The organism is Oceanococcus atlanticus (assembly GCF_002088235.1).
GTDB classification, from domain to species: domain Bacteria; phylum Pseudomonadota; class Gammaproteobacteria; order Nevskiales; family Oceanococcaceae; genus Oceanococcus; species Oceanococcus atlanticus.
The window spans coordinates 863887-887630 of record NZ_AQQV01000001.1 but is presented as its reverse complement, the minus strand read 5'-3'; the positions used below and the strand labels follow the sequence as shown (position 1 = coordinate 887630).

The following is a 23744-nucleotide window of genomic DNA, read 5'->3' as shown; positions in this document are numbered from 1 at the left end:
TGACAGAATAATGTTCTAGAACTAAATTCTATTGCAAGTTTCGCAATCCTCACTGATGAGTATGAGCAATAACATCCAAGCAAATCTCGCGCTGTTCCAGAAAATGAGTGCATTGCCTATGGGGCGGCAGCTGTTCAGCAAGGCCCTGTGTTTCAAGGCGCCCTATTTCAGTTCAATCAAGCCGCTGATGGCAGACTTGCGGCCCGGGGCCGCTGAAGTCCAGGTCAAAAAACATCGGGCTGTGCTCAATCACCTGGGTACCGTGCATGCCATCGCCATGTGCAATATGGCGGAGCTTGCCGGGGGCATGATGACCGATGTCAGCATACCCACGACTCACCGATGGATTCCCAAGGGGATGAAGGTTGAATACCTCAAAAAAGCCACCACCGATCTGAGCGCCAAGGCATCAGGCCAACTGCCGGAGGTCTGGCCTGAATCTGGCGAGTTTGTGGCGCATGTCGATATTCAGGATCTTCACGGTGTATCGGTGGCGCGTATGGAAATCGCCATGTGGGTCTCGGCTAAAAAATAGCGCTGTGCGTTACCAGGCGTCATTGGTTACGCGCAGCACGTACAGCCCGCTGTAGCCGTCGGAGTACCAGATTTCCTTACGCTCGGGAACGAATGAGGGGCTGGACATGGCCCAGTTGCTGGCTTCAAAAATGGGCGTGATGCGCGGGCTCACCGGGGCGTTGAAGTAGGCCACCTCGCGTGGGTTGTAGGGATCTCGGATGTCGAAAATGCGTAGGCCTGAAACGATCATGCTGCAGGCCGCAATATCCGGATCCACCCGCCTGGGCACGTTGCAGTAGTGGCCCGCGTAGCCCTGGATGGGCAGTTGTGCGCCGGGATCGTTGGCGATTTCGTCGCGGTTTTCGGGTTGGTGGACCTCCAGGCGCAAATCTGAAATCACCACGGGCTGGGTTTCGTCACTGATGTCGATGATCCGCCCGGCGCCTACCGTAGTGCCGTGGAAGGCCACGCTGCCACCTGCGCCATTGGTGGAGTACTCATCGATTTCCAGCAGAAAGGGTTTGCCGTCACGGGTGAACGGTATGGCATTTTGTGGAATGGTCTGGTTGTCCCAGGATATCGATGACACTTCACGCACTTGCGGGTTCGCTTGGCGCGCCTGAATCTCCGAGATGTCCAGTATCAGCACGCCATGATCATTGCCGGACGCGAGGTAAGCGCGATTGCCGTCGGCGCTGATCGATAGGCCGTGAGAGGTGTAATTGCTCGACCACAACACCCTTGGCAACAAGGGTTGGGATATGTCGACAGCGGTCAGCGTCGGGGTGCTGGGCGAGGCCGAGAAGAAGGTTTTTCCATCCGGCGACATGCCGCTTTCGTGGCCGAGAAAGCCGACCAGTGCGGATGATCGTAAAACCGGATTGCGACAGTCTTCGGCCAGGTCGTAAACGTCGACGATGCCCGGGTAGAAGGCCGGATTACCCAGAACGGCGGCGAGCACGCCACCTTGCTGAGAAACGACCAGCGATTCATGCGGCGAGAGCATGGCCGGGGTGACCAGCCGCGCGGTCAGTACCGGATTGGTCGGGTCGCTCATATCCAGCACATTGACGCCGGCATTGGCGTCCAGCGCATTGCTTGGGTAGAGCAATGTGGTGTCGTAGTAGGCGCACTCGCGACCTTGCGTGTCGACGTAGCGCTCAACCTTAAAGCCACCCACGGTGCCTATGGCATTGGGAGTGGTGTAGCTGCCGATGACTTCGGTGTTGCAGGTATAACCTTGGGCGGCACGTCCACTGTCATGATCTTCGCGGCTGACTCGGCCCTGCATGCCGGTTTCCGGGTTGGAGCCCGGGCCGCAGATCGCTTTGGGGGTGGCCTGACCATCGGCGATGCTTGCATTGTTATCGCGACCACCGTTGCCGTTGCAGGCCGAAATCAGGATGCAGCCGCATGCGATGAGTGAGCATGTCCAAGTGTGGTTGTTCATTGTTTTGTCTCTCCAGTTCCACCGGGTCATCATACGCTGGCGTATTTGCGCGAGGACTAAGAGCGAGATGCACGCGCTGGCATCGCGGCCAGTGTTCGACGCATCAAATACATCTCTTGTGCCTGCTCGAGCGCGATCGTTTTGGCCCGGTCTCTGACGACTTTTTCGGTTGCGTACTGCGCGGCGAAGCGCGCCATCGGCAAGCCACCTTCATGATGGGCCAGCATCAGTTCGAGAAAGTGTGCGTCACGCTCGAGCCCATCCAGATGACGAAGCAGCTCCAGCTCCGCCAGCGTGGCCAGGCCGGGCATACCGCTGGGGGCGCGTTCGCATTCAATCAGGTAGCGCTTGAGTTCAGGGCTTGGCGGATTTGTGCCGGCCAGCATCCAGGTCATGCTCGTGCCCGTGGGTTGCAGAGGCTGTCCCCACAGCTTCAGCCAAGCTTGCATTTCACCCAGCTCGAGCAGTTGCGTGTAGGCAATGTTCTGAGCCATCTGACGCAAAGGGCTTGGGCGACCATCCAGCATCAGCTGGGCCATGGCGATAGCCTGTTGATGGTGCCGGCTCATGAATTGCGCGAAGCCAATATCGATCGCATGTGAGCGCGCCATGTCCTGATCTTTGGGTGATATCCACTGCAGGCCAAGCCAGCCGACAGCAAACGCAAGTGCGATCGCGGACACGGTGGCAAATACAGCAAAGCTACGTTTCATGGCGGCGGTGGGTGGTTGCAGGTGGCTGGGCCAGTATGGCGGATGTCAGGTACAGCGTTTTTGCTCTATCCGAACTGTCATGAGCATGTGAGAAAATCCACCTACTAATAACTTTGATGAATTGTTCATGACCACTTGTGTGCCAAGGATGGGCGCGTGGCGGCTTCATGTGGCGGTGGTGTTTTCAGCCGTCGTAGTCGTGGCCTGCCAGCAAGAGGGCGGACGCAGCGGCGACCCGCAGCACGGGTTTTCGGATCCTCCGCCCTACAGTCACCCGATGGATGAACCGGGAAAAACCGCATACGCGCATTTGCAGGACTATATGGCGGTGGTGCGTGACCCGCAGCGGTTTGACGAATGTTTGACGTCTGACCCTGGACGCCAACCTCACTTGTGCCTGAGCGGCGCACGTACCGGTAGCCGAAGTGGTGAAGCGGTGCATGCCTGGATGCTGGGGCAACTGCAGCAGATTGAGGGTGTGCAATATGTTCAGCAGCAGAGTTTTGACTGGCCACGCTTTGCACCTGCGCATTACGCACTGAGCGTAGAGGACGGGCAGGGTGGCGTGTTCGCGCCGGCGACCTATCCCTGGCATTTCCAGGGCGTGACCGGCGCGCAAGGTGTTCGCGGCCGTCTGGTCAATCTGGTCGATGGCTCTTTGCTGCAGCGCGCGTTGGCTGGCTCGCTGGACGGCAAAATTGCGATTCTCGGTTCCCTGCGCCATATCCATGCCAGCGAAGAGAATGCGGAGCAAAAGCTTGCGGCCTTGCAGCGGGCCGGGGCTGTGGGGGCGGTCTATGCCTTGCCCGGACCGGACAACGACATCATCGCGCAGAACTATGACGCTGCGCTGGGAATGCAGGCGTTACCCACCCTGATCGTCGGGCGGCAGGACCGTGAGCAGCTGATGGCGATGGAAGGTCAGCAGGCCACCCTCATTGTTGATGGCAGCGTGCAGGCCAGTCGTTCCTACAACACCTACGCGTTTATCCCCGGGCGTGACAACTCACGCATGATTGTGATCGGCACGCCTATGAACGCGTGGTTTCAGGCCGCTTCCGAGCGCGGCCCCGGTGTCGGGGCATTGATTTATCTGGCGCGCTACTTTGCCGAGCAAGCCCGCCGGTTCGGGCCGCCGCCAGTCACTCTGGCCTTCGTCGCAACCGGCGCTCACGAAACCATGGGCTTTGGTCTGGAGCGGGCGCTGCGCTGTCTGGATGCGCAGCGTGTGACCGCCTACGTGCATCTGGGCACCGGCTTAGCCAGTCGTGGTTACCATGAGGACAACGGGGTTGCCGTTGATACCGGCGAACCCTCCATGCGGCGCTGGATAGTGGTGTCGGAAAATCGTTATCTGAAGAACCTTGCGATCGACGCATTTGAGCGCTTGATGAGCAATCAGGGGATTGGCACCGTGCGCGCAGGTATTTTCAATGGCAGCGAATCCCAGGCCCCTTACGCTATGCATATTCCAGTGGTTGGTATGACGGGTGGCGGATGGTTTCACCATTCACCGCGCGATGACGAAACGCGTCTGTCAGTTGAGTATCTGGACGATGCCGTACTCGGTTTTCGCAACACCATTGAAGCCTTGCTTGAGGCCGATACCGGTGCGTTGGCATTGGGAAATCTGACCGCCGATGTGATCGCCGCGCTGCAAAAGTTGCCTGGCTACGCATGCCCAACACCGATTGATTTGCCGTGATCTCAGGCTAAGGCCGTTCGCGCGTGGCGCTGAAGCGCGTTAGGGTGCGCGTTTCAGCGCATCTGAACATTGCGTAGGAGCAACTAAATGTCTGAACAAAAGCCCCCTGCAGCCGCTTTTGGAACCTTGGACGCCACCTATCAGGCGGCCGGCGGCGAAGCCGGCATCCGTCGTCTGGTCGACAGCTTTTACGCCATCATGGGGCAGAACCCGGCCTACGCGAGGATCTATCACTGGCACCGCAACGTGCCGGAGGCGCGTGACAAGCTGGCCCGGTTTCTATGCGGCTGGATGGGTGGGCCGCGGCGCTACCGCGAGAAGTACGGCCCGATCAATATCCCGCAGGTGCATGGCCATCTGCCGGTTACCAACGCCGAGCGCGACATGTGGCTGAACTGCATGGCCGAGGCTTTGGCCGAGCAACCGTATTCGGATGAACTGCGCGCCTATTTGCGTGAGCAGCTTGCTGTGCCGGCCCAGCGGATTACGGATCGCTGCGCTGTGCAAGCGGGCCTCAAGACCCAATCAGAGTGAGAAACTCGTGGCGCAATGTGGCGTCTTCAAACAGTGCGCCACGCATGACCGTGTTTGTCATCATGGCATTTTCATCTCTTACGCCGCGCCAGTGCATGCAGTAGTGCTGCGCGCGCATCAAGACAGCCAGCCCGGTTGGATTGAGTTGTTGTTCGAGTTCATCGGCCAGGTGAACCACGGCTTCTTCCTGAATTTGCGGACGCCGCATGATCCAACGGGTCAGCCTTGCGTACTTTGACAAGCCAATCAGCGTGCTGTCTGGCTGAGGAAGGAGTCCGATCCAAACTTGACCGATGATTGGGCAAAGATGGTGAGAACATGTGCTGCGGACTGCGATGGGGCCTATGATCTGTAATTCGCCCAGGGCGTTGGCGTTGGGAAAGCGTGTCATCGCAGGCGGGGCTTCATAGCGCCCTGAGAACAGTTCGTTGATATACATGCTGGCGATGCGCCGTGCAGTGTCTTGGCTGTTGTGATCGTGATCAACGTCGATCACCAGTGCGCACAGCGTCTTGCGGACATGGTGTTCGACCTCTTTGCATATGGCCTCACGTTCACCAGGTTCCAGGAAAGCAGAAATGTTGTCATTGGCGTGAAAACGCTGACCGGCAGCCAGCAAGCGCGCGCGAATGCGCGCAGCTGTACTGTCCGGTTGCTCGTGCTCTTTGTTGAGTGTTGGAATTTGAACATTCGCGTTCATGCGTGGGTTTCCTGTTTGTCGCGTTGCTGCGCAGTGCCGATACCGTGTTGGTAGACCAGTTCACCGCCCAGCCATGCCCCTAGCAGCAGGCAGATCAGTCCAAAGATGTCGAGGCTCAGACTCTGTGGATCAGGTGGGCGCGGCTGCCATTGCTCCAGGCCCACAACCAGACGCAGCGTGAAAATCAGGCTCGTTATGAGCATTAACAGCATGTGGAGGTAGGCGATGCGTAGAGCTTGGCGTTCGACGATACGGGCCAGGTCGAGCAGCCCGGCGATCATCGCCAACGGTGCAAAGCTGCAGCCGATAGCGAGCAGCAGACTGGCCAGGGTTGAAGCGATTGAGCCGAACCAGAATGTGGCCAGATCACACGGCAGTACCAAAACCCAGCACGCTATTGGCAGATGCACCAGGGCAGGATGCGTGGGGTGGCGCACGTTTCAAAACGTCAGGCTGAGAAGTATGAAAAACCCGATGATGGCAGCCCCGGCATGGGTCAGCACCAAAGCTTTAGGGGCGACTTTCTGACGCACATGAAAGGCGGCTAGCACGAAGCCTCCCAGCGCGGCCACCAGCAGCAGAGCGAAGCCGCTGATCAGGGCAGAAGATGCGCCACCGCGCACGATCAGGGCGATCAGCAGGATCAGCCCGGCAGCACCAAGCAGCGCATGAAGCAACGACAGTGCCCAGGGCGCGAGTCGCTTGCGCAGAACACTAGTGGCCAGCAACACACCGCCGGCGGCGGCAACGGCGAAAAGTCCAATCGCATAGATCAACATGGTATGAGTCCGAAGGGTTGTGAAGAGGGCGTGAGTGCAAGGCCTCACAACACATCGGATGTCACAAGATCTGCGCGCGTTCCCGCAGCTGGTTGTGGATGCGCGCGAGCACGTTGACTACGATCCGGTCGCAACGTTGTCCATCAAACCTGAAGGCGTTGCAGACATTCATGTCCATCTCGCGTGCAAGCGCTTCGCGCAGTTGTGCGCGTGCGCGAAAGAACCGCGAGCGCACAGTCGCCTCAGGAATATTCAGGCACTGGGCGGTTTCTTCCACGCTCAGATCTTCAAGTGCGCGTAAGACAAAAACATGGCGAAAACCATCTGGGAGATCGTCAATATTGCGTTCAATCAGGTGTCGAACATCATCCCGCTCCACCCGATGCTCGGGTGTGTCGGTGGTGTCGTATGGCATGAGCTCCACCTCCTCGGCCTCGGTTTGGGGCACGATGGGGACGATTGCAGCACGGCGTTGCTGCTTGCGTCTGCGCATCAGTGCTTGATTGATCACGATGCGCGTCAACCAGGTCGACAGCTGTGATTCCGCGCGATAACTGCTGATGTTGAGCCAAGCGCTCAAATAGGCGTCTTGCACAGCTTCTTCCGCATCCTGATCGTTCTTAAGAATGCTGCGGGCGCTGCGGAATAAGCGCTGGTTGTAGTGACGCATTAGGCATTCCAGCGCTGCCAGGTCTTGGTTCGCGATGCGTTGGGCCAGCACGCAATCGGCGTTGACCTCCCGATTTACTGATGTTCCATTGGGCATGATTCGTTGGCGCGGCGAGCAAGTCTTAACACCTTGGATGCCGCGAAGATCATGGTCGTTCCCGTCGATGCTGGACGCCTTTATGCGACGTGCTTTTCATTGTCCTGGGCTTTGATCAACTTGTGCCCGTCCTCTGATTGGCCGATCTGCCAGTAGCTGGAAATGTACAGATGACTTCGTGGAATCTGATGAGATTGGCGGAGTGCCTGGCGCAGGCGCAGCATGCTGTTGAATTCGCAGGCAGCCCAAACGGAAACCCGCCCTGTTGGCCAGGGAATGCGCGAGAGTTGGGCGGCCAAGGTTGTTCCGCTGGGGTCGGCGGTTGGATTGACAACCCAATGCAGCTGCAGGCCCGGCGGATGCTGCAGGGGTTGCATGTCAGCATCACTGGGAATCTCGATGATGGCGTGACCACGGGTGTCGTTTCCAAGACGTTCGAGATTCACAGCGATTGCCGGAAGCGCGGTCATATCGCCAATCAACAGGAATGCGTCAGCGTCCGGGTTGATCAGTTTCCGGGGGCCAGGGCCGCCGAGCAGAATCCGATCACCTGCTTGCGCCTGGCGAGCCCAGCGGGTGGCTGGACCAGAGCGTTCGTGCAGCGCAAAGTCGATATCGATCTCACCCTCGCGTTGGGCCCGGATGGTGTAGGTCCGCAACACGGGGCGTTGCTCAGACGTCTGCGGAAACATCAGTTTGACGTAAGCGCTTTGCTGTTGGGCGGGGAATTCCGCCATCGCGTGGCCACCGAGAGTGATGCGTCGCATGTGCGGGGTTATGAGCTGGCTGCGCAGCACTTGCAATGTTCTGGGGGCTTGGCGTGACATCGGCACTTATCTCTTCGCCGCTGTGGGGGCATTGTTGATCATGATGGTGCTGATGCGGCGAAACGCCGCGAGGTCGCGGTCGCTCAGATTGTAGGTTAGCTGAGCCACCGCATTGGCCTCGATGAGCTCCAGGCTGTGGAGAATTTTTTGGCCCGTGGTAGTGGGGGCCAATAACTGACTGCGTTGGTCGGCTGGGTTGTCACGCTTCTCGATCAGCCCGGCAGCGAGCAGGCTATGCACTATGCGCGTGATCTGTGCTTTGTCCCGGTCCATGCGCTGAGCAATCAGACCCGCTGTGCAGTGATCCAGCCGCCCTACGCCTTTAAGCACACGAATGTGGGTAACAGGCAGGTCAATCCCGTGGTCACGGATACCTTTTTTTAGCTGGTTTTTGTAGGCGTGCAGGAGCTGATGCAAAGCATCGTCCAGATGAGTTTGGGGCATGGCGCGACGGCGGGCATTTGGTTGATATTGTCAACCTAAATGAACTGGTTGATAATATCAACTATTCGCCTGATTCATCAGAGCGTTGGGCCTCGAGTTGGTCTATGGCTCGCAGGACCGTAAGGAACTGCTGGCCAAAATCGGTGAAGCGGTACTCCACCCGCGGTGGTACCTCAGCGAAGACCTGGCGCTGCAGGATGCCGAAACGAGCAAGCTTGACCAAGCGCTCATTCATGACTTTGGTGGACAGCCCGGCTATCGATTTCTCGATCATGCCCGGGCGATGGGTGCCGTGCTGGATTTGCGCAAGAATCTGCAGCGACCACTTGCAGCCGACGATCGACTCGACCATGGCGTGTGCATTGGGGCAGGGTTTTTTCTCCGGCATCTCGCAATCCTTACCAAAATGTCAGGTAGCTGACTGAAAAGTTCGGTATTTTCAGTGTCTTGGCCAAGATCTAGTGTACGCCGAACACACCTCTTGGAGAGTACGTCATGCGCATCTTGGTATGTCTGAGTCTGTTTCTGATGAGTTCGGCCCAGGCCGAGACGAATGTGGCGTTTCCGCCGGATTACCGTCAATGGACGCATGTGAAGAGCATGCTGATTGAACCCGGCCATGCGTTGTACGAAGCCTTTGGCGGTTTGCACCACCTGTACGCCAACGCGACGGCCATGCAGGGTTATCGCCGTGGTGGGACATTTCCTGAAGGCTCAGTCATCGCCTTTGATCTACTTGCCGCGCAATCTGGCGGCCACAGCGTGATCGAGGGTGAGCGCAAGGTTCTGGGGTTGATGAAGAAAGATTCCAAGCGTTTTGTCGAGACCGGCGGCTGGGGGTTTGAAGCTTATGCCGGTGGAGACCCGAAGAAGCCGCTGGTGGGCGATAAGGCGGCGCAAGCCTGCTATGCCTGCCACACTGCGCGTGAGCAGGATGATTTCGTATTCAGCAGTTGGCGTGACTGAGCAAGGCGTCAACGCGCCGGTGTGGCGAGTCTCGCAATGGCTGGGTCTTGCGCCTGGGCAGCCAGAACCATGTTTGCCGGCATTACGTGGCAAGGTTGTGGTGCTGCACGCGTTCCAGATGTTGTGCCCAGGCTGCGTCGGGCATGGCCTGCCGCAAGCGCAACGTATCGCTGATCATTTCGACCCGGCTCAGGTCGCGGTGATCGGCCTGCACAGTGTGTTTGAGCACCATGCGGTGATGACGCCCGAGGCGCTGCGCGTGTTCCTGCACGAATATGCGGTGAGTTTTCCGGTTGCAATCGACCAGGCTGCTGCGCACGGACCGATTCCGTTAACCATGCAGGCGTATGCGCTGCGTGGCACACCAAGTTTGATCCTGATTGATCGGCGCGGCCAAGTGCGTAAGCACTGGTTTGGCGCGGTTCAAGATATGGCGGTGTCGTCGGCCATCTGTGCGTTGCTTTGTGAGCACAGCACCGAAACATCCGCGTCCATGGCCTGAAACAGCTGCTCGGCTTGCGTCAGCAGTGCACGCTTTTGGGCCGGGTCGTGGCTTAGTGCGGCCCGCTCGCGCAGGGCGAACGGCTGGAAGCTGATGGCGCCGGTGGTCTGGATCAGGGCATCCAGTGCATCCAGATGTTGCAGAGCCTGCTCGGGTTCGCCGCTGCTGCGCAGGATGCGCGCCAGTATCCAGCGGGCCTGACATTCCCAGATGCGGCTGTGCGAGTTGAGGGCCGAGCGCAGGGCCTGTTCGGCGCGCTCGCGGGCTTTGTCGATCTCGCCCAGATGCAGATGGGCCTCAGCCAGGTGGGCCAGGTGCACGGCCTCAAACTGGTGTGCGGAGCCGCCGCGTTGCACCTCCGGCAGGTAGGTTTCAAGCAGCTTGCGGCTGTCCTGCCAGTTGCCATTCAGACCATGCGCCACCGCCAGGGCGCGGTAGGCCACTGCGCGGAAGAACGGGCTGCCGAACTGTTCCACGCGCTCGACCGCGTGGCGGGCCTCGCGCATGGCCATGTCGTAGCGGCCGCCCACGCGCGCCACATCAACCAGATTGGCGTGCATCCAGCTCACCGTGCGTCCGGCGGTGCCTTCAACCGCGATGGCCTGAAGCAACTGGCGGCGCGCTTCCTGAGGTTGGCCCATGTAGTTCAGCATCAGGGCGCGAAAGGCCCGGGAGAGGAAATTGCTTTCGGTGATGGGCCCTTCGTACCAGGCTGTCTGGCCGGGCTCGTTGAGAACCTCCAGCCCCTCCGACAGACGTCCGGCGGAGAAGTAGGCGAGCAGAATGGGAATGCGAAAGCGTGCGATCAGCCCGGCATGTTTGAGCTTTCGTGCAATACCCATGGCCTTGCTGGTCTGAGCCACGGCCGCGTCGGCATCGCCCTGTTGCAGCTGCAGGCCGCCATGGGCGATCAGCAGCTCGGCCTCGAGCAGGGGATCGTTAAGTTCAGCCAGCATGTCGCGCGCCTCGGTGTAGGCGCTCTGGCTTTCGTCTTCGGGCACGTCGAACACGGCGGCCGTGCGCAGGATGCCGGCGCGGGCCTGCACCGACAGGCGCAGGCGCTGTTGTGGGTCCTCGATGCCGTCGGCCAGGCGGATGGCGTGTCGGTAGCGCTGCGCTGCGGCGCGTGACTCGCGCATCACACCCTCGAACAAGGCCGCCTGCAACTGCCACTGGGTGGCTTTGGCGTGGTCGCCGGCGCGTTCCCAATGATGGGCCAGCAGCACGCTGCGCTCATCATGCTCACGTCCGTCGAGCTCGGCTTCGATGGCCTGGGCCAGACGTGCGTGGATATCGGCGCGGCGCTCGCGCAGCTGGCTGCGGTAGGCCACTTCCTGAGTCAGCGGATGGTAGAAATCATAATCCTGGGGGCATTCGGCGGGCTGGATGAAGTCGCCGTATTGCAGGGTCTGCAGGCTCCGGGTCAGTGCTTCTTCCGGGATCGACATGAGCTGTTGCAGGCGCGTGGCGCTGAAGGATTTTCCGATCACTGCGGCGTGCGCCAGCACGTCTTTGTCAGCGTCTTCCAGCCGGTCTATGCGTGCAGCAAGCAGGCCTTGCACGCTGTCGGGGATGACCACGCTGTCGAGCGTGCGGCCGGGCTGGTAAGCGCCGCTGCTGCCGCTCAGGTAGCCTTGCTCGGCCAGGCTGCGAACCGCTTCCTCGACAAAGAACGGGTTGCCTGCCGCCTGTTTGCACAGCCGTGCACGGGCCGGACCAAGGGCGGCTTCGGGGCCCAGCAACTGGTCGATCAGCTGGGCCACTTCGGCCGTTCCCAGGGCTTGCAGGGCGATGCGCTGATGCGCCTGGCCGGCCAGCCAGGCGTCCTGGTAGTCGGGGCGGTAGTTCAGCACCAGCAAACTGCGGCTGTTGCTGATGGCCTGGCTGAGCGCCTGCACAAAAGCCTCGCTGGCGGCATCGGCCCAGTGCAGGTCTTCAATCAGGATGATGCTGGTCTGCCCCGGCAGGGTTTCACAGATCATCTCGAACAGGTGTTGCTGGCGTTGTTCGGCAGGCACGGCAGACGGTGTCGCGTCGGCCTCGGCCACGTCCAGATACTCGAACAGCAACTGCAGGCTTTCGCGACAGTCGTGCCCCATCAGGGCCAGGGTGCCGGCAATCTTGCGACGCTGCTCAATGGCGCTGTCCTGCTCCTCGATGGCGAAGAAGCTGCGCAGCAGACCCAGCACCGGATACAGGGGCACGGCGTTGGCATAGGGCACGCCGGTGGCGCTGTAGACCGCAATATTGCGTGTGCGCGCCCGTTCCAGCAGTTCGTAGCACAGACGACTTTTGCCGATGCCGCCGTCACCCACCACGGCGATGCTGCGGCCCTGGCCAGCCAGCGCCTGTTGCAGGGCCTGTTCAAGCTGCTCGAGTTCACGTGTACGCCCGACCAGATGCGACAGGCCGCGGGCACGGGAGACATCCAGGCGGGTTTTGGCCGCGCCGTGGCCTTCCAGTTCGAACACCTTGACGGGTTCGCTCAGGCCCTTGATGGGCAGGCTGCCGAGATCACGCAGGCGCACATAACCGGCGATCTGGCTGGCGGTGTAGCTGGTCAGGTAGATGCGCCCAGGCTCGGCGATCTGCTCCATGCGGGCGGCCAGATTCACGGTCTGGCCTTTGGCGGTGTAATCCATGCGCAGGTCGTCGCCGATCTTGCCGACCACCACTTCACCGGAGTTGATGCCGGTGCGTACCGACAGGTTCAGGCCCTTGCTGATGCGCAGCTCGTCGGCGTAGCGACGCAGCTCGGCCTGCATGTCGAGGGCAGCCTTGCAGGCGCGCAGGGCGTGATCTTCGTGCGCAATCGGGGCGCCGAACAGCGCCATGATGCCGTCGCCCGTGTACTGATTGACGGTGCCTTCATAGCGGTGCACGCCGTGGCTCAGTATGGCGAAAAAGCGGTCGAGAATTTCGTGCCATTCCTCGTCGCCCACCGCTTCGGCGATCTCGGTCGAACCTTTGACGTCGGCGAACAGCACAGTGACGCGTTTGCGCTCACCTTGCAGGGCGCTGCGACTGGTCAGAATGCGCTCGCTCAGGTGGCGTGGGGTGTAGCTGCCGGGCGCGCGCGCGTCCGCTTGTTTCGGCGCTGACAGATCATGCCCGCACTGGTTGCAGAAGCGCGCCGTGGCCGGGTTGTGGTGTGCGCACTGCGCGCAGGCAAGTGGCAATGCGCTGCCGCAGTTGTTGCAAAACCGGGATGCTGCGGGATTGTCGTGCTTGCAGTCGGGGCAGTGCATCCGCCCTCCTTGTTGTGGCCACAGGCCAGCCTGGCCGAGCCTCAGACTAGCAACAATCGGCAGGCTGATACACGTATCGTATGGCCTTGATGCACGGCTTGCGGGCGGTCCATGTTGAATCTGTCGTTACATGATGCGCGGCGTCTGGCGCTGGTCAGCCAGGGCTTGCATGCGCGGGCGCCGTTCGGGCGCGGCAAGGAGGCGGTGTATCGCTGCATCGAGCAGCTGAGTTACGTACAGATCGACACCATCTCGGTGATTCAGCGCTCGCATCATCACTGCTTGTGGACGCGCGTGCCGAGCTACCGGTCCGCGCATCTGGATCAGCTTCAGCACGAGCGCCGGGTGTTCGAGTACTGGGCCCATGCGGCGGCCTATCTGCCCATGCAGGATTACCGCTACTGTCGGCGCTACATGCATGCCATCGCCTGCGGTCAGCGCCACTGGCGCAGTCCGGATCGCAAAGCCATGGATGCGGTGCTTGCGCGGGTACGCGCCGAGGGCGCGCTCAAGGCCAAGGATTTTGAACACCCTGCACAGCGCGCCAATGATGCCTGGGGCTGGAACTGGAAGCCGGCCAAGATCGCCCTGGAACAGCTGTTCATCCAGGGCGAGCTGATGGTCAGCCACCGTGAGGGCTTCAACAAGGTTTACGATCTGCCCGAGCGCCTGCTGCCGAGCGGGCTGGACACCACATTGCCCAGCGACGATGCCTTCTACCGCTATCTCATCGAACGCGCGCTGCGCGCCCATGGTGTGGCCATGGAGCCGGAATTCGGTTACCTGCGCAAAGGCACCCGGCAGGGGATTGCGCAGATGCTGGCGGGCATGTGTGAGGCCGGCGAAGTGCTTGCCCTGAGCATCGCCGGGCGGCCGGGCGTGTGGTACGCGCTGCCAGCGCAGCTGGAACGTTTGGCGGCTGCCCGGGTGGCCCGCGGTGTGCATTTGCTGTCGCCTTTCGACAATGCGGTGATCCAGCGCAAGCGCATCCAGCAGTTGTTCGACAGCCGTTACCAGATCGAGTGTTTTGTGCCCGCCAGCAAGCGTGAGTTTGGTTATTACTGCCTGCCCATCGTGTATGGCACGCAGCTTGTGGGGCGGCTGGATCCCAAAGCTGATCGACAAAAGCGGCAGTTGATCCTGCGCAGCTTTCATCTGGAGCAGCCGCTCAAGACGCTGGATGACTTTATCGCCAAGCTGGCTGACAAGCTGTGGCAGGTGGCGCGCTTCAACGCCTGTGATGAGGTCGTGTGGCAGCCGGCGGCGCAGGACCGTGCCGGTCAGCTGCTGGCGCACGCGCTTGCGCAGACCGCCTAGACCTCAAACGCTTCGAGGATCGGGCAGGGACCGTGATCGCCCTGGGCGCATTCTGTGGCCAGGCGGGTCAGGGCCCGACGCGCGCGTTGCAACTCATCGATCTTGTCATCCAGTGCACGGATCCGCGTGCTGGCGAGCTGGCGCGCCCGGCTGCGATCGCGGCTGGCGTCCAGAGCCAGCAGTTCGCTGATCTCCGCCAGGGTGAAGCCCGCCGCCTGGGCCTTGCGGATGAACCGCAGGCGGCGCAGAGCGTTGGCGTCGTAGCGGCGTATGCCGTCGCGCGCGTCGGGCACCGCGAGCAGGCCCTTGCGCTGGTAGTAGCGCACCGTTTCCACGCCAACGCCGCCTGCCGTGGCGAATTTTCCGATTGAGAGCATGCTGGGCTTGACTCCGTACTGTGGTACGGAACTTAGCATGGCGGACAACACTCGCACACACAGGAGGTGCTTATGTCGTTACGCAAAACAGAGTCGTCGCAATCGCGCCATGCGGTGCTCTATCGCATGGTCATGGATCAGCATCTGTGCCCGTATGGCCTGAAATCCAGAGATCTGCTCAAGCGCGCCGGTTACACGGTCGATGATCGTGCCTTGCGTTCGCGCGAGGCGGTTGAGGCGTTCAAGGCCGAGCATGCGGTCAAGACCACCCCGCAGGTTTTCATCAACGGGCAGCGCATCGGCGGCTACGAGGATCTGCGTCGTTTTCTCGGACGAGCACCGGCCGATCCTGATGCGACCAGCTACACCCCGGTGGTGGCCTTGTTCAGCATGACCGCGCTGAGTGCCCTGGCCCTGAGCTTCGCGGTGTACGGCAACGCGCTGACCGTGCGCGCGGCGGAGTGGTTTGTTTCCCTCAGCATGGTGGTGCTGGCGCTGCTCAAGCTGCAGAACGTGGAGCGCTTCGCAACCATGTTTCTCAACTACGACCTGCTGGCTCAGCGTTGGGTGCGCTACTCCTACATCTATCCCTTTGCCGAAGGTCTGGCCGGTGTGCTGATGTTGTCTGGTGCGCTGATGTGGCTGTCCGTGCCGCTGGCACTGGGTATTGGTTCGATTGGTGCGGTGTCGGTGTTCAAGGCGGTTTACCTCGACCGGCGGGCCCTCAAATGCGCCTGTGTCGGCGGCTCCAGCAATGTACCGCTGGGCTTTGTATCGCTGACCGAGAATCTGATGATGATCGCGATGGCCGTGTGGATGGGTTCAAAGCTGCTGGCCTAGCGGCAGGCTGGCGGTGCTCATGTGCACAAAGCGCTCGATGAGTTGCTCGGCTTCGTCGTCGTCGACCTGGATGGTCATCAGGGCGACGGCGTCGGAGCAGCCCATGATCAGCATCAGATGGTGGCGCAGCGCGACGGCGTCGAGGCTCGGGAATTGGCTGCGCAGCGCCTCTTCGACCAGGCCGGCGTTGTGCCGTGAATCGGCAAAGTCCAGGGCCATAAGCTCCGGGTCGGCATGCATGGCGGCGCGCAGATGGATACGAAAAGGTTCCGAGCGGTGCAGCGCGCAATAGCGGTGCATGGCTTCGCGCATGGCCGCGTTGAGATCGCCCGGGTTGCGTTCGAGGCTGTCGCGCACCAGGGCGTGATTCTGTTCGAAGCTGGCCTGGGCCAGGGCCAGCAGCACGGCTTGTTTGTTGGGGAAATAGCGGTACAGCGCCGGTTTGGAAACCCCGGCACGGCGCGCCAGTTCGGCCATGGAAAAACCATCGGTGCCACATTCGTTAATCAGTTGTGCGGCCGCATCCAGCATGGCGCTGAGGTTTTTTCGCGCGCGTGCCTGTTCAGGTTGGCGGCGCAGCGTCTGGCGAGGGGCGTTGGACATGGCTTGACAGTAACGCAAACGTGACCAACACTCACGTTTTATGAAAGTGACTATTGGTCACGTATTGGGGTGAGCGATGAGTGATGACGTGCTGGATGTGATCGTGGTGGGCGCGGGACCAGGTGGCCTGTTGCTGACCCGGCGGTTGGCGCAGGCTGGCGTGCGCTTCGTCACACTCGAGCGCCACCAAGATGTGGGGGGTATCTGGGATATTGATGCGCCCGGCTCGCCGATGTACGAGTCGGCTCATTTCATCTCCTCGCGCACCTGTTCGGGCTTCCCGGATTTTCCGATGCCGGAGGATTACCCCGACTACCCCGGTCATCGCCTGTTGCTGCGCTATATCCGCAGCTATGCCGATCATCATGATCTGCGCCAGCACATCCAATTCAATGCCGAGGTGTCCAGCGCCAGCTGCGATGACAACGGTGTGTGGACCCTGCAGCTGAGCGACGGTCGTCGCCTCGCTGCGCGCTATCTGATCTGCGCCAACGGAGTGACCTGGGAGCCCAATCTGGTCAATTGGCCGGGGCAATTCAACGGCGAGATTCGCCACGCGGTGAGCTACCGTTCGGCCCAGGAATTTCGCGGCAAACGCGTGCTCGTGATCGGGTGTGGCAACTCCGGCGTGGACATCGCCTGCGATGCGGCCTTTGCCAGCGACCAGGCTTTTCTGAGCACCCGGCGTGGCTATCACTTCGTGCCCAAACATCTGATGGGCATCCCCGCCGACGTGATTGCCACCAAAGGCCCGAAATTGCCGTTTCGTCTGCAGCAATGGGTGTTCGGTCTGCTCCTGCGCCTGCTCAACGGCAAGCCGGAAAAATACGGCCTGCCGGAGCCCGACCACCGGGTGTTCGAATCCCATCCGTTGGTCAACACCCAGATCCTGCATTACATCACCCACGGCGACTGCATCGCCAAACCTGCGGTGGAGCGCTTCGATGGCGACGAGGTGGTGTTTGCAGATGGTTCGCGCGAGCGTATCGATCTGGTTATCACCGCCACCGGCTACCAGCACGCCAGCCCGTTCCTGCCGGGCGACGCCTGGGCCGACAAGAATGGTCGTCCGGATCTGTATCTGCGCATGTTCTCCAAGCGCTACGACAATCTGGCGGTGCTGGGTTTTCTGGAGTTCGCCTCGGCGGCCTACACCAACTTCGACCACATGGCCGAGCTGATCGTTGCCGACGCGGTGGCCGGGCGCGATGCCCCGCTGGCAAGCAAGCTGAGCGAAAAGAAGCGCAGCCATCAGCCTGATCTCACCGGCGGTCATCGCTACATCGCCACGCCGCGGCATGCCAACTATGTCGATGTTGATGCTTACCTCAAGGTCCTGGGGCAGGTGAAGCGTGAGATCGGGGCTGCGGCATGACGGCCATGCGCCGCGCCATCGTGGTCGGCGCCAGTGGCGGGATCGGGCCGGAAATCGCGCGCCGCCTGCATGACCAGGGTTACGCCCTGGAGCTGGTGGATCGCGATGTCGATGCCGTCGCAGCAGCGCTGGATTTCCTGCCTGCGCCGAGCTTGCGTGCGCTCGATCTGAGCGATCGCGCGGCGCTTGGCCAGCTGTGCCAGGACATCGAGCAGGATACGCAAGCATACGATGTGGCGGTGTTCAACGCCGGGATCGTTTTTCCCAACATGCTGGTCGACGCCGATCCGGCGCAGCTGGACATGGAACTGGAGGTCAATCTGCGCGCCGCCATTCATCTGCTGCGTGCTTTTGCCCGTCACATGCAGCCACGTCGGCGTGGCCACATCATCGCCACGGTCTCGATGGGCGGGATCATCGCGCTCAAAGGCAGTGCCAGTTACGCGGCCAGCAAATTCGGTTTGCGCGGTTTTCTGATGAGCCTGCACAACGAGCTGCGTAGCCACGGCGTGCACGTGTCGGGCATTTATCCCAGTGGAGTGGATACGCCGATGCTGCGCTTTGAAGCGCGCAACAATGGCAGTCCGCTGAACTTCGTCAGCACCCCGCAAACCGTCCAGCAGATCGGCCAGGCTTTCGACAAGGCGCTGCGCAGCCGCAAGGTTGAGATCTATCCGTCCTGGGGCGACAGCCTGTCGGGTCGTCTGGTTGGCAGTTTCCCGTGGCTGATTCCGCTGATCCTGCCGCTGATGGAAAGACTGGGCGAACGCGGACGGCAACGCTATCTGGCCACGCTGGAGCGCCCACGCTGAGCTAGAATCTCCGTATGCACGGAGACTCCCGCACGCTGTGGCGTGCCCGGCCATGGTGGCGATGACGACGCCTGGACCGGACAACTTTCAGGCCCACCCCGCACCCCACGGGATGACCCTGTATTACTGGCCCTGCAGCCTGTTGCTGCTGGCCCGCTCCCTGCTGCTGGATCGTCCCACCGGGCCGCTGGCCGCGACCCTGCGCATCGGTTGTGCCAAGCCCTACATGATTGAGGTGGGAGGGCGCCGCATCACCACCCGGGTGTCGCTGGTGGCGCCGAAAGCGCCGCGCAAACGAATTGCCGCGATCGACAGCGAAATAGCCCTGTTCTATTTGCCGCTGGATCGCCCGGAGTACGCCGCGGTGCGGGCCATGCTGGCTGATCAGGAACTGCTGGAACTGCCGGTTGAGCGGTTTGCACCGGTCATTCCCGAGCTGCGTATGGCCATGCGCGAGGTGTTGCCGGCCGAGCGTATCCACGCGCTGGTGCGCCAGGTTATGGAATTGCTGACCGAGCAGCCTTTCGAGCCGGCCACACCGGACCCGCGCGTGATCAAGGCCTTCGAGGTGCTGGACGAGATGCCGTTGAACGAGGTCAGCCTGGCTGCGGTGGCGGCGCAGGTGCATTTGTCAGCGTCACGGCTGCGCGAGATTTTCCGTCAGCAGACCGGCTTTACCATCCCGGACTACGCGCGTTGGCGCGCCGTCTGGCGCGCCTCATTTTTCTGGAAGCGTGGTCTGACCATGACGGAAGTGGCGCACCGTGCCGGTTTCCATGATCTGGCTCATGCCGATCGTGCATTCCACGAGCTTTTCGGCATGAACCCCTCGGCCGTGGTCGACCCCAAGTATGTGACGCTGGTGAACTGCGGCCCGCCTGGCTAAAGCGGCGAACGGATTTGCGCACGCGACATCTGCATGATGTCGCTGATGAAATCACGGTGCGCCTGGACCGCGCGTGAGAGCTGTTCCGGCGGTATGCGGTCCGGCGTGTCGCGCTCGGTGTGATAGTGCGGTGTGGCCATGGTCAGGTTCACGCTGGGCACATCAAGCAGCCCGACGGCACCTTCAAGGTCGCCATTGGCATTGACCTGCGGCACGGTGGGCAGGGGCACGGCCAGCAGGCCGTAGCGCAGCAGATACGGGCTGAAGGTGCGCAGCAAGGCCGGGTGCTGCGTGGTGAACAGCGCACGTTCTTCATCCCCGGGGCGTTCCAGGCTCAGGCCCAGCATGTCGACGATGCCGCCCAGCGAAATGTGCTCCTCGCCGTGCGCGGCCAGATGATCGAGGTTCACGAACAGATCAAGTTCGGGGATCAGGGTTTGGTGGGTGCTGAGCCAGTGCGTGATGCCGCCATGTGGGTAGCCGGCGTCGTGCCCGGTGACCCCCAGGAAGGTCATGTCGCGCGGTCGTTCGCTCTGCGGCAGCGCGGCGAAGTGTTCGGCCAGGCCGATCAGCCCGGAGACACCGGTGGCGTTGTCCAGCGCCCCGGCAAACCAGGCGTCGTAGTGCGCGCAGATCAGGATGTGGCCATCCTGTGCGCCGGAGCCGGGCAGGTGGCCGATCACATCGTGGGTCAGGCCGTCTTCGTGCCGGGCCTGCAGGTTCCACTGAATCTGCCCGCCGTTGCGCGCCGCCTGGCGCAGCCGTGCGAGGTCCCGGGCGCCCATCTGAAAGGCCGGGATCGGGTTGTCATCGAGGTAGTTCTGGCTGGTGCTGGTCGGACGGATCAGATTGTCCGGTGCATCCGAGGTCACGAACATGGCCACGGCACCGAGTTCGGCGGCTCGATGGTAGGTGTCGGGATAGGTGGCGAACACGTTGAGCAGGGCTTTGCCGGTGACCACCACGGCCTTGCCGGTGAGATCCTGGGCCAGCAGTTCCAGCTCGGAACCAAAGCCCACGTCGACCAGTTCGGCGGTGCCGCTGCCAGCGCGGCTGGACCATAGCGGAAAACTTTTCATCGCCACCGTTTGCGCGTCCTCGAGCAGACTGACCGACCACTCATCAAGCTGCCATTTGCGAAAGGCGTAGGCGTCAATGTGGGTGTCCAGTCCGGCCGCCATCAGGCGCTCGGCCAGCCAGTTGGCGGCCAGGCGTTCGGCCGGATAGCCGGCCCAGCGGGGCTGAAAGCCGCACAGCTCTTCGACCCAGCGATGCAGGCGCTGCGGTGACATGGGGTCGATTTCGCTCAGTGCGTTTATGGCGGCTTCGCGTCCGCCCTGACTCTGGCAGGCGCTGATCAGGCCGGGCAGTGCCAGGCTGCCGCCGGCGGCGAATAGGCGGCCAAGCAGTTGGCGGCGCGAAAGGGCGGTGGGTGAGGTCTTGCTGGCGTGCCGGGTCATGCGCCGGTCCTCCGAATCGTGATCAGACGGCGACGTGAGGCGAGGGCCGTCAGCGTGAGCAGGAACAGGGTCAAGGGGCTGCTGACGCCACCGCGCGAGGCGAGGGCGTCGGTGTGAGCTGGCGTGGCCATGCGGGCCGGGTCGAAAGCCTGCTCCATCAGCCACTGGGCGATCGCCGGGGCGGCCATGTCGGCGGTCGGCGAGTGCTCGGCCGGCCAGCGCGCGTAGGTCACGTCATAGCCGCGCTGGCGGTATTCCATCACCAGCTGTTCGGTAAACGGGATCAAGGCCACGCTGTCGAGCAGGCCTGCATCAATGCGGATCGGCAGATCGCGGCGCATGGGCAGCAGGCGCACATCATCCTTGCGCAGAGCGCTGCGCATCTCGGCCACGCCCTGATCGCCATTGGGCCCTTGCAGGGCATGTGGCGACAGGCCGCCCCAGGATTCAGCGCTGGCCAGATCCTGCAGGCACAGGCGTTCGAGGTCGGGCCACAGGGCGATGGCCTGCTCCGACAGACCACCTTCGAGCAGCAGGAAACGCTCGAAATCCGGGTCCACGCTGGCAATGCCTTTGAGCACCAGTGCAGCCAGAGCGACCGCCACGTCGATGGCCGGACCGGTCAGCGGCAGTGGTTCAGCTGCAGTGATGAGGTTCTCCAGCTGGGTCACCGGCGTGATCGCGGCCACCGCCGCAAGATGCAGGCCGCGGGCCGGCGGGTGCAGCCGGTTGCCACTGTTCAGTGCGGCCACGCCGCCTTCGGAATGTCCGGCGGCTGCCCAGTTGGGGCCGATCTGCGGCCACTGAGCGGCTACGGCTGACGCCATGTCGCGCATAGCGCGAGCCAGCGAGTCGCCTCGCAGGTAGGGGTGTGGGCCGGCTTCGCCAAGACCTTCGTAGTCAGGGCGGGCCACCACCACGCCGCGCGCGAGCAGCTCGCTGGCCAGACTGTCGCCCTGCTGCATGCGGCGCAGCTCGCTGGAGTCTTCGCTGCCATGAGTCGGCGCGCAGGCGTCGGCGACACCGGTGGTCATGTGGCCGTAAACCACCAGCGGCCACTGGCCGTCGGGGTATGCCTGGTTTTGTGGCAACAGCACCAGGCCGGAGGCCAGCGCCGGCTCACCTTGCACATTGCGGGTCGTGTAGCGCACGAACAGCGCTTGCGCTGCGCCGTCGACCTGGCTGGTGGCCCCGGCAGGATGCGTTTCCACCAGCACGCCGGGTTCCAGACCCTGCCAGTTGCTGGTCTGCACCTGGGGCACGGCAGTTTGCGGGGTGTCAGGAACGCTTTGCGCCGAGGCGTTGCAGGCAAAGCCGGCCGCTGCGCTGGCCAGGGCCAGCACGCAGAATTTGAAAACCACAGGGCGTCTCCTCCGAGGATTTCGTGTTGTTGTGTGATCGGCGCAACACGTTACGGTCGGAGCCGCCCGGCGGCATAGTATGAAGTGACGGACTTGTGTCGGCTGTGGGTCTCCTCAGCCCGGCTGGCCGCAGGCCAGATTGGCGGGCACCGCCACATCCATCTGTTTGGGATCCGGCAGGTTCAGGTTGTGCATGATGTCGATATATTCCTCGCGGCTCTTGCCAGCAAGGCGCGGGTTGTAACGGCGCTCTTCGCCGATGGACGAGGCTGTCCAGCCCTTGTAGTCATGTGCCGGGTAGACCAGGGTGGTGTCGGGCAGCACGAACAGTTTGTTGGTGATGGAATCCCAGGATTTTTCAGCATCACCATTCTGGAAGTCGGTGCGCCCGGTGCCGCGGATGAGCAACACGTCGCCAGTGAACACCGCCTCGGGGGCGGTGGGGTTGAGCACAAAACTGAACGATTCGTCGGTGTGGCCCGGTGTGTAGATGGCCTGCAGGCGGGCGCCGTCGATATCCACGATGTCACCCTCGCGCACGTGCTCCGACACGCACTGGGCGTTGGTGAACTCGCCCATGATGGTGACGCAGCCGGTTTGGTCGCGCAGATCACCCAGGGCTGTGACATGGTCGGCATGGGTGTGCGTGTCGATCGCGCGGACCAGTTTGAGATCCAGTTCGTGGATGGCTTGCAGGTAGTGCGCGGTCATCTCTTTGACGGGATCGATGATCAGCGCTTCACGGCCGTTGCCGGATGCCAGCAGGTAGGTGTAGGTGCTTGATTCGGGTTCGAAGAACTGGCGAAAGATCATGACGTCCTCCTGTTCAGGGAATGTGGAAGCGGTGTGCTTATGCCATGTATCAATAATATTAGATTGATCTAATAAAATGAAATTGAATGTTCAAAACGACGCGTTAGCTTCTGTCTATTCACTCTCCATGGTCAGCGCAAACGCTTATCCCATGCCAAGCGGTCCGGTGGCCTTACAATACAGCCCCTTTGCCAAGCCTTAACGCGTGTCCGACTCCGAAGACCAGGCCTCCTACGACGGCCCTAGCAAAAGCCAACTCAAGCGCGAAGATGCCGAGCTGCAGGCGCTTGGACTGCGCTTGACCGGCCTCAGCAAAGCTCAGATCGCGGCATTTCCGGTGCAGGAAAATTTGCGAGATGCGTTGATTGAGTACAAACGCATCACCTCACATGAAGCGCGCCGGCGGCATGTGAAACGCATCGGCAAATTGTTGCGCGAACACGACGCGGATGCAGTTGCTCTGGCCATGGACAAAGTCGATCCGAGCAGCAGCTTGTCGATGCAGGCCACACATTCGGCGCAGCGTTGGTGTGATCGGCTGATCGCCGAGGGCAATGCTGCGGTGACGGCATTTGTGGACCAGTATCCGCAGGTCGAGATTCAGCCGCTGCGGCAGATGTTGCGTAAGGCGAGCAAGACAGCTGACCCAACCAAACCCTCGCCGGCGCAGCGTGAGCTGCTGCGGTTTGTGAGGCAGGTCATTGTTGCAGGAGCCTGATCTGATCGCGGTGGTGCGCGCGGGATAAGCCC

General features: G+C 61.7%; 26 protein-coding genes. 11 read left to right on the top strand and 15 right to left on the bottom strand.

All coding sequences use genetic code 11. The features are described from left to right. Positions 1–103 precede the first annotated feature (103 nt). A complete protein-coding gene (locus tag ATO7_RS04210; protein WP_206044783.1) occupies positions 104–535 on the top strand; it encodes a hotdog fold domain-containing protein in 432 nt (143 codons plus the stop codon). 9 nt (positions 536–544) lie between these two features. Here ATO7_RS04210 and ATO7_RS04205 read toward each other — a convergent pair whose 3' ends face one another. After that, positions 545–1966: an LVIVD repeat-containing protein gene (locus ATO7_RS04205; protein WP_083559812.1), complete on the bottom strand. Its 1422-nt coding sequence runs from the start codon at positions 1964–1966 to the stop codon at positions 545–547. A gap of 56 nt (positions 1967–2022) precedes the next feature. Next, the gene (locus tag ATO7_RS04200) at positions 2023–2679 is read right to left on the bottom strand and encodes a DUF305 domain-containing protein (protein ID WP_083559810.1); all 657 of its coding nucleotides are present in this window, start codon (positions 2677–2679) and stop codon (positions 2023–2025) included. Between the two features lie 127 nt (positions 2680–2806). Between ATO7_RS04200 and ATO7_RS04195 the strand changes: the two genes are divergently transcribed. Further along, complete coding sequence (locus ATO7_RS04195) at positions 2807–4384, top strand: hypothetical protein (protein ID WP_146680137.1); 1578 nt, start codon at positions 2807–2809, stop codon at positions 4382–4384. Between the two features lie 87 nt (positions 4385–4471). Next, positions 4472–4918, top strand: coding sequence for a group II truncated hemoglobin (locus ATO7_RS04190; RefSeq protein WP_083559806.1), 447 nt, complete (start codon positions 4472–4474; stop codon positions 4916–4918). Here ATO7_RS04190 and folE read toward each other — a convergent pair. From folE to ATO7_RS04155, 7 genes are all read right to left on the bottom strand, one after another. Beyond that, the gene (folE, locus tag ATO7_RS04185) at positions 4899–5537 is read right to left on the bottom strand and encodes a GTP cyclohydrolase I (protein ID WP_240499418.1); all 639 of its coding nucleotides are present in this window, start codon (positions 5535–5537) and stop codon (positions 4899–4901) included. The two genes, ATO7_RS04190 and folE, sit on opposite strands and share 20 nt — an antisense overlap. A 77-nt stretch (positions 5538–5614) precedes the next feature. Then, positions 5615–6055: a DUF2231 domain-containing protein gene (locus ATO7_RS04180; protein WP_146680136.1), complete on the bottom strand. Its 441-nt coding sequence runs from the start codon at positions 6053–6055 to the stop codon at positions 5615–5617. A gap of 3 nt (positions 6056–6058) precedes the next feature. After that, complete coding sequence (locus ATO7_RS04175) at positions 6059–6397, bottom strand: hypothetical protein (RefSeq protein ID WP_083559801.1); 339 nt, start codon at positions 6395–6397, stop codon at positions 6059–6061. A 61-nt stretch (positions 6398–6458) separates the two neighbouring features. Next, positions 6459–7163 (bottom strand): RNA polymerase sigma factor, encoded by a 705-nt coding sequence (locus ATO7_RS04170; RefSeq protein ID WP_083559799.1) that lies wholly within the window; start codon positions 7161–7163, stop codon positions 6459–6461. Positions 7164–7243: 80 nt separating this feature from the next. Next, the gene (locus ATO7_RS04165; RefSeq protein WP_083559797.1) at positions 7244–7990 is read right to left on the bottom strand and encodes a siderophore-interacting protein; all 747 of its coding nucleotides are present in this window, start codon (positions 7988–7990) and stop codon (positions 7244–7246) included. A 6-nt stretch (positions 7991–7996) separates the two neighbouring features. Further along, entirely contained in the window at positions 7997–8434 is a 438-nt protein-coding gene (locus tag ATO7_RS04160) for a MarR family winged helix-turn-helix transcriptional regulator (protein ID WP_083559795.1), read from the bottom strand. A 61-nt stretch (positions 8435–8495) separates the two neighbouring features. Further along, entirely contained in the window at positions 8496–8822 is a 327-nt protein-coding gene (locus ATO7_RS04155) for a winged helix-turn-helix transcriptional regulator (protein WP_206044782.1), read from the bottom strand. Between the two features lie 107 nt (positions 8823–8929). Between ATO7_RS04155 and ATO7_RS04150 the strand changes: the two genes are divergently transcribed. Together ATO7_RS04150 and ATO7_RS04145 are read left to right on the top strand one after the other, a co-directional pair. Further along, on the top strand, positions 8930–9400 hold the full coding sequence (locus tag ATO7_RS04150) for a cytochrome P460 family protein (protein WP_083559791.1): 471 nt from the start codon (positions 8930–8932) through the stop codon (positions 9398–9400). Beyond that, entirely contained in the window at positions 9393–9902 is a 510-nt protein-coding gene (locus ATO7_RS04145) for a peroxiredoxin family protein (protein ID WP_146680135.1), read from the top strand. Before ATO7_RS04150 ends, ATO7_RS04145 begins: the two co-directional genes overlap by 8 nt. Here the strand turns inward: ATO7_RS04145 and ATO7_RS04140 are convergent. Continuing rightward, entirely contained in the window at positions 9824–13150 is a 3327-nt protein-coding gene (locus tag ATO7_RS04140) for an adenylate/guanylate cyclase domain-containing protein (protein WP_083559787.1), read from the bottom strand. The genes ATO7_RS04145 and ATO7_RS04140 overlap by 79 nt on opposite strands. Before the next feature lie 111 nt (positions 13151–13261). Here ATO7_RS04140 and ATO7_RS04135 point away from each other — a divergent pair, with 111 nt between their 5' ends. Next, the gene (locus ATO7_RS04135; protein WP_083559785.1) at positions 13262–14467 is read left to right on the top strand and encodes a winged helix-turn-helix domain-containing protein; all 1206 of its coding nucleotides are present in this window, start codon (positions 13262–13264) and stop codon (positions 14465–14467) included. On the opposite strand, the gene ATO7_RS04130 is transcribed toward ATO7_RS04135, so the two are convergent. After that, positions 14464–14844 (bottom strand): MerR family transcriptional regulator, encoded by a 381-nt coding sequence (locus ATO7_RS04130; RefSeq protein ID WP_083559783.1) that lies wholly within the window; start codon positions 14842–14844, stop codon positions 14464–14466. The genes ATO7_RS04135 and ATO7_RS04130 overlap by 4 nt on opposite strands. A 72-nt stretch (positions 14845–14916) precedes the next feature. On the opposite strand from ATO7_RS04130, the gene ATO7_RS04125 reads away from it, so the two are divergent. Then, positions 14917–15684, top strand: coding sequence for a MauE/DoxX family redox-associated membrane protein (locus ATO7_RS04125; protein WP_083559780.1), 768 nt, complete (start codon positions 14917–14919; stop codon positions 15682–15684). Here the strand turns inward: ATO7_RS04125 and ATO7_RS04120 are convergent. Beyond that, positions 15667–16287, bottom strand: a complete 621-nt coding sequence (locus ATO7_RS04120) for a TetR/AcrR family transcriptional regulator (protein ID WP_083559777.1) — start codon at positions 16285–16287, stop codon at positions 15667–15669. The two genes, ATO7_RS04125 and ATO7_RS04120, sit on opposite strands and share 18 nt — an antisense overlap. A 76-nt stretch (positions 16288–16363) precedes the next feature. Here ATO7_RS04120 and ATO7_RS04115 point away from each other — a divergent pair, with 76 nt between their 5' ends. The 3 genes from ATO7_RS04115 (at position 16364) to ATO7_RS04105 (ending at position 19360) form a co-directional block, all read left to right on the top strand. Beyond that, entirely contained in the window at positions 16364–17662 is a 1299-nt protein-coding gene (locus tag ATO7_RS04115; protein WP_083559775.1) for a flavin-containing monooxygenase, read from the top strand. Then, positions 17659–18474, top strand: a complete 816-nt coding sequence (locus ATO7_RS04110; RefSeq protein ID WP_083559773.1) for an SDR family NAD(P)-dependent oxidoreductase — start codon at positions 17659–17661, stop codon at positions 18472–18474. Before ATO7_RS04115 ends, ATO7_RS04110 begins: the two co-directional genes overlap by 4 nt. A 61-nt stretch (positions 18475–18535) precedes the next feature. Further along, positions 18536–19360 carry a helix-turn-helix domain-containing protein gene (locus ATO7_RS04105; protein ID WP_158523029.1) on the top strand — a complete coding sequence of 275 codons (825 nt, stop codon included), beginning with the start codon at positions 18536–18538 and terminating at the stop codon, positions 19358–19360. Here the strand turns inward: ATO7_RS04105 and ATO7_RS04100 are convergent. The 3 genes from ATO7_RS04100 to ATO7_RS04090 all read right to left on the bottom strand — a co-directional run bounded on the left by ATO7_RS04100 (position 19357) and on the right by ATO7_RS04090 (position 22994). Next, complete coding sequence (locus ATO7_RS04100; protein WP_083559769.1) at positions 19357–20820, bottom strand: M28 family peptidase; 1464 nt, start codon at positions 20818–20820, stop codon at positions 19357–19359. The genes ATO7_RS04105 and ATO7_RS04100 overlap by 4 nt on opposite strands. Then, on the bottom strand, positions 20817–22181 hold the full coding sequence (locus tag ATO7_RS04095; protein ID WP_083559767.1) for a lipase family protein: 1365 nt from the start codon (positions 22179–22181) through the stop codon (positions 20817–20819). Before ATO7_RS04095 ends, ATO7_RS04100 begins: the two co-directional genes overlap by 4 nt. Before the next feature lie 114 nt (positions 22182–22295). Then, positions 22296–22994, bottom strand: a complete 699-nt coding sequence (locus ATO7_RS04090; protein WP_083559765.1) for an MBL fold metallo-hydrolase — start codon at positions 22992–22994, stop codon at positions 22296–22298. 205 nt (positions 22995–23199) lie between these two features. Between ATO7_RS04090 and yjgA the strand changes: the two genes are divergently transcribed. Further along, entirely contained in the window at positions 23200–23712 is a 513-nt protein-coding gene (gene yjgA, locus ATO7_RS04085) for a ribosome biogenesis factor YjgA (protein ID WP_083559763.1), read from the top strand. The last annotated feature ends 32 nt before the right edge of the window (positions 23713–23744 follow it).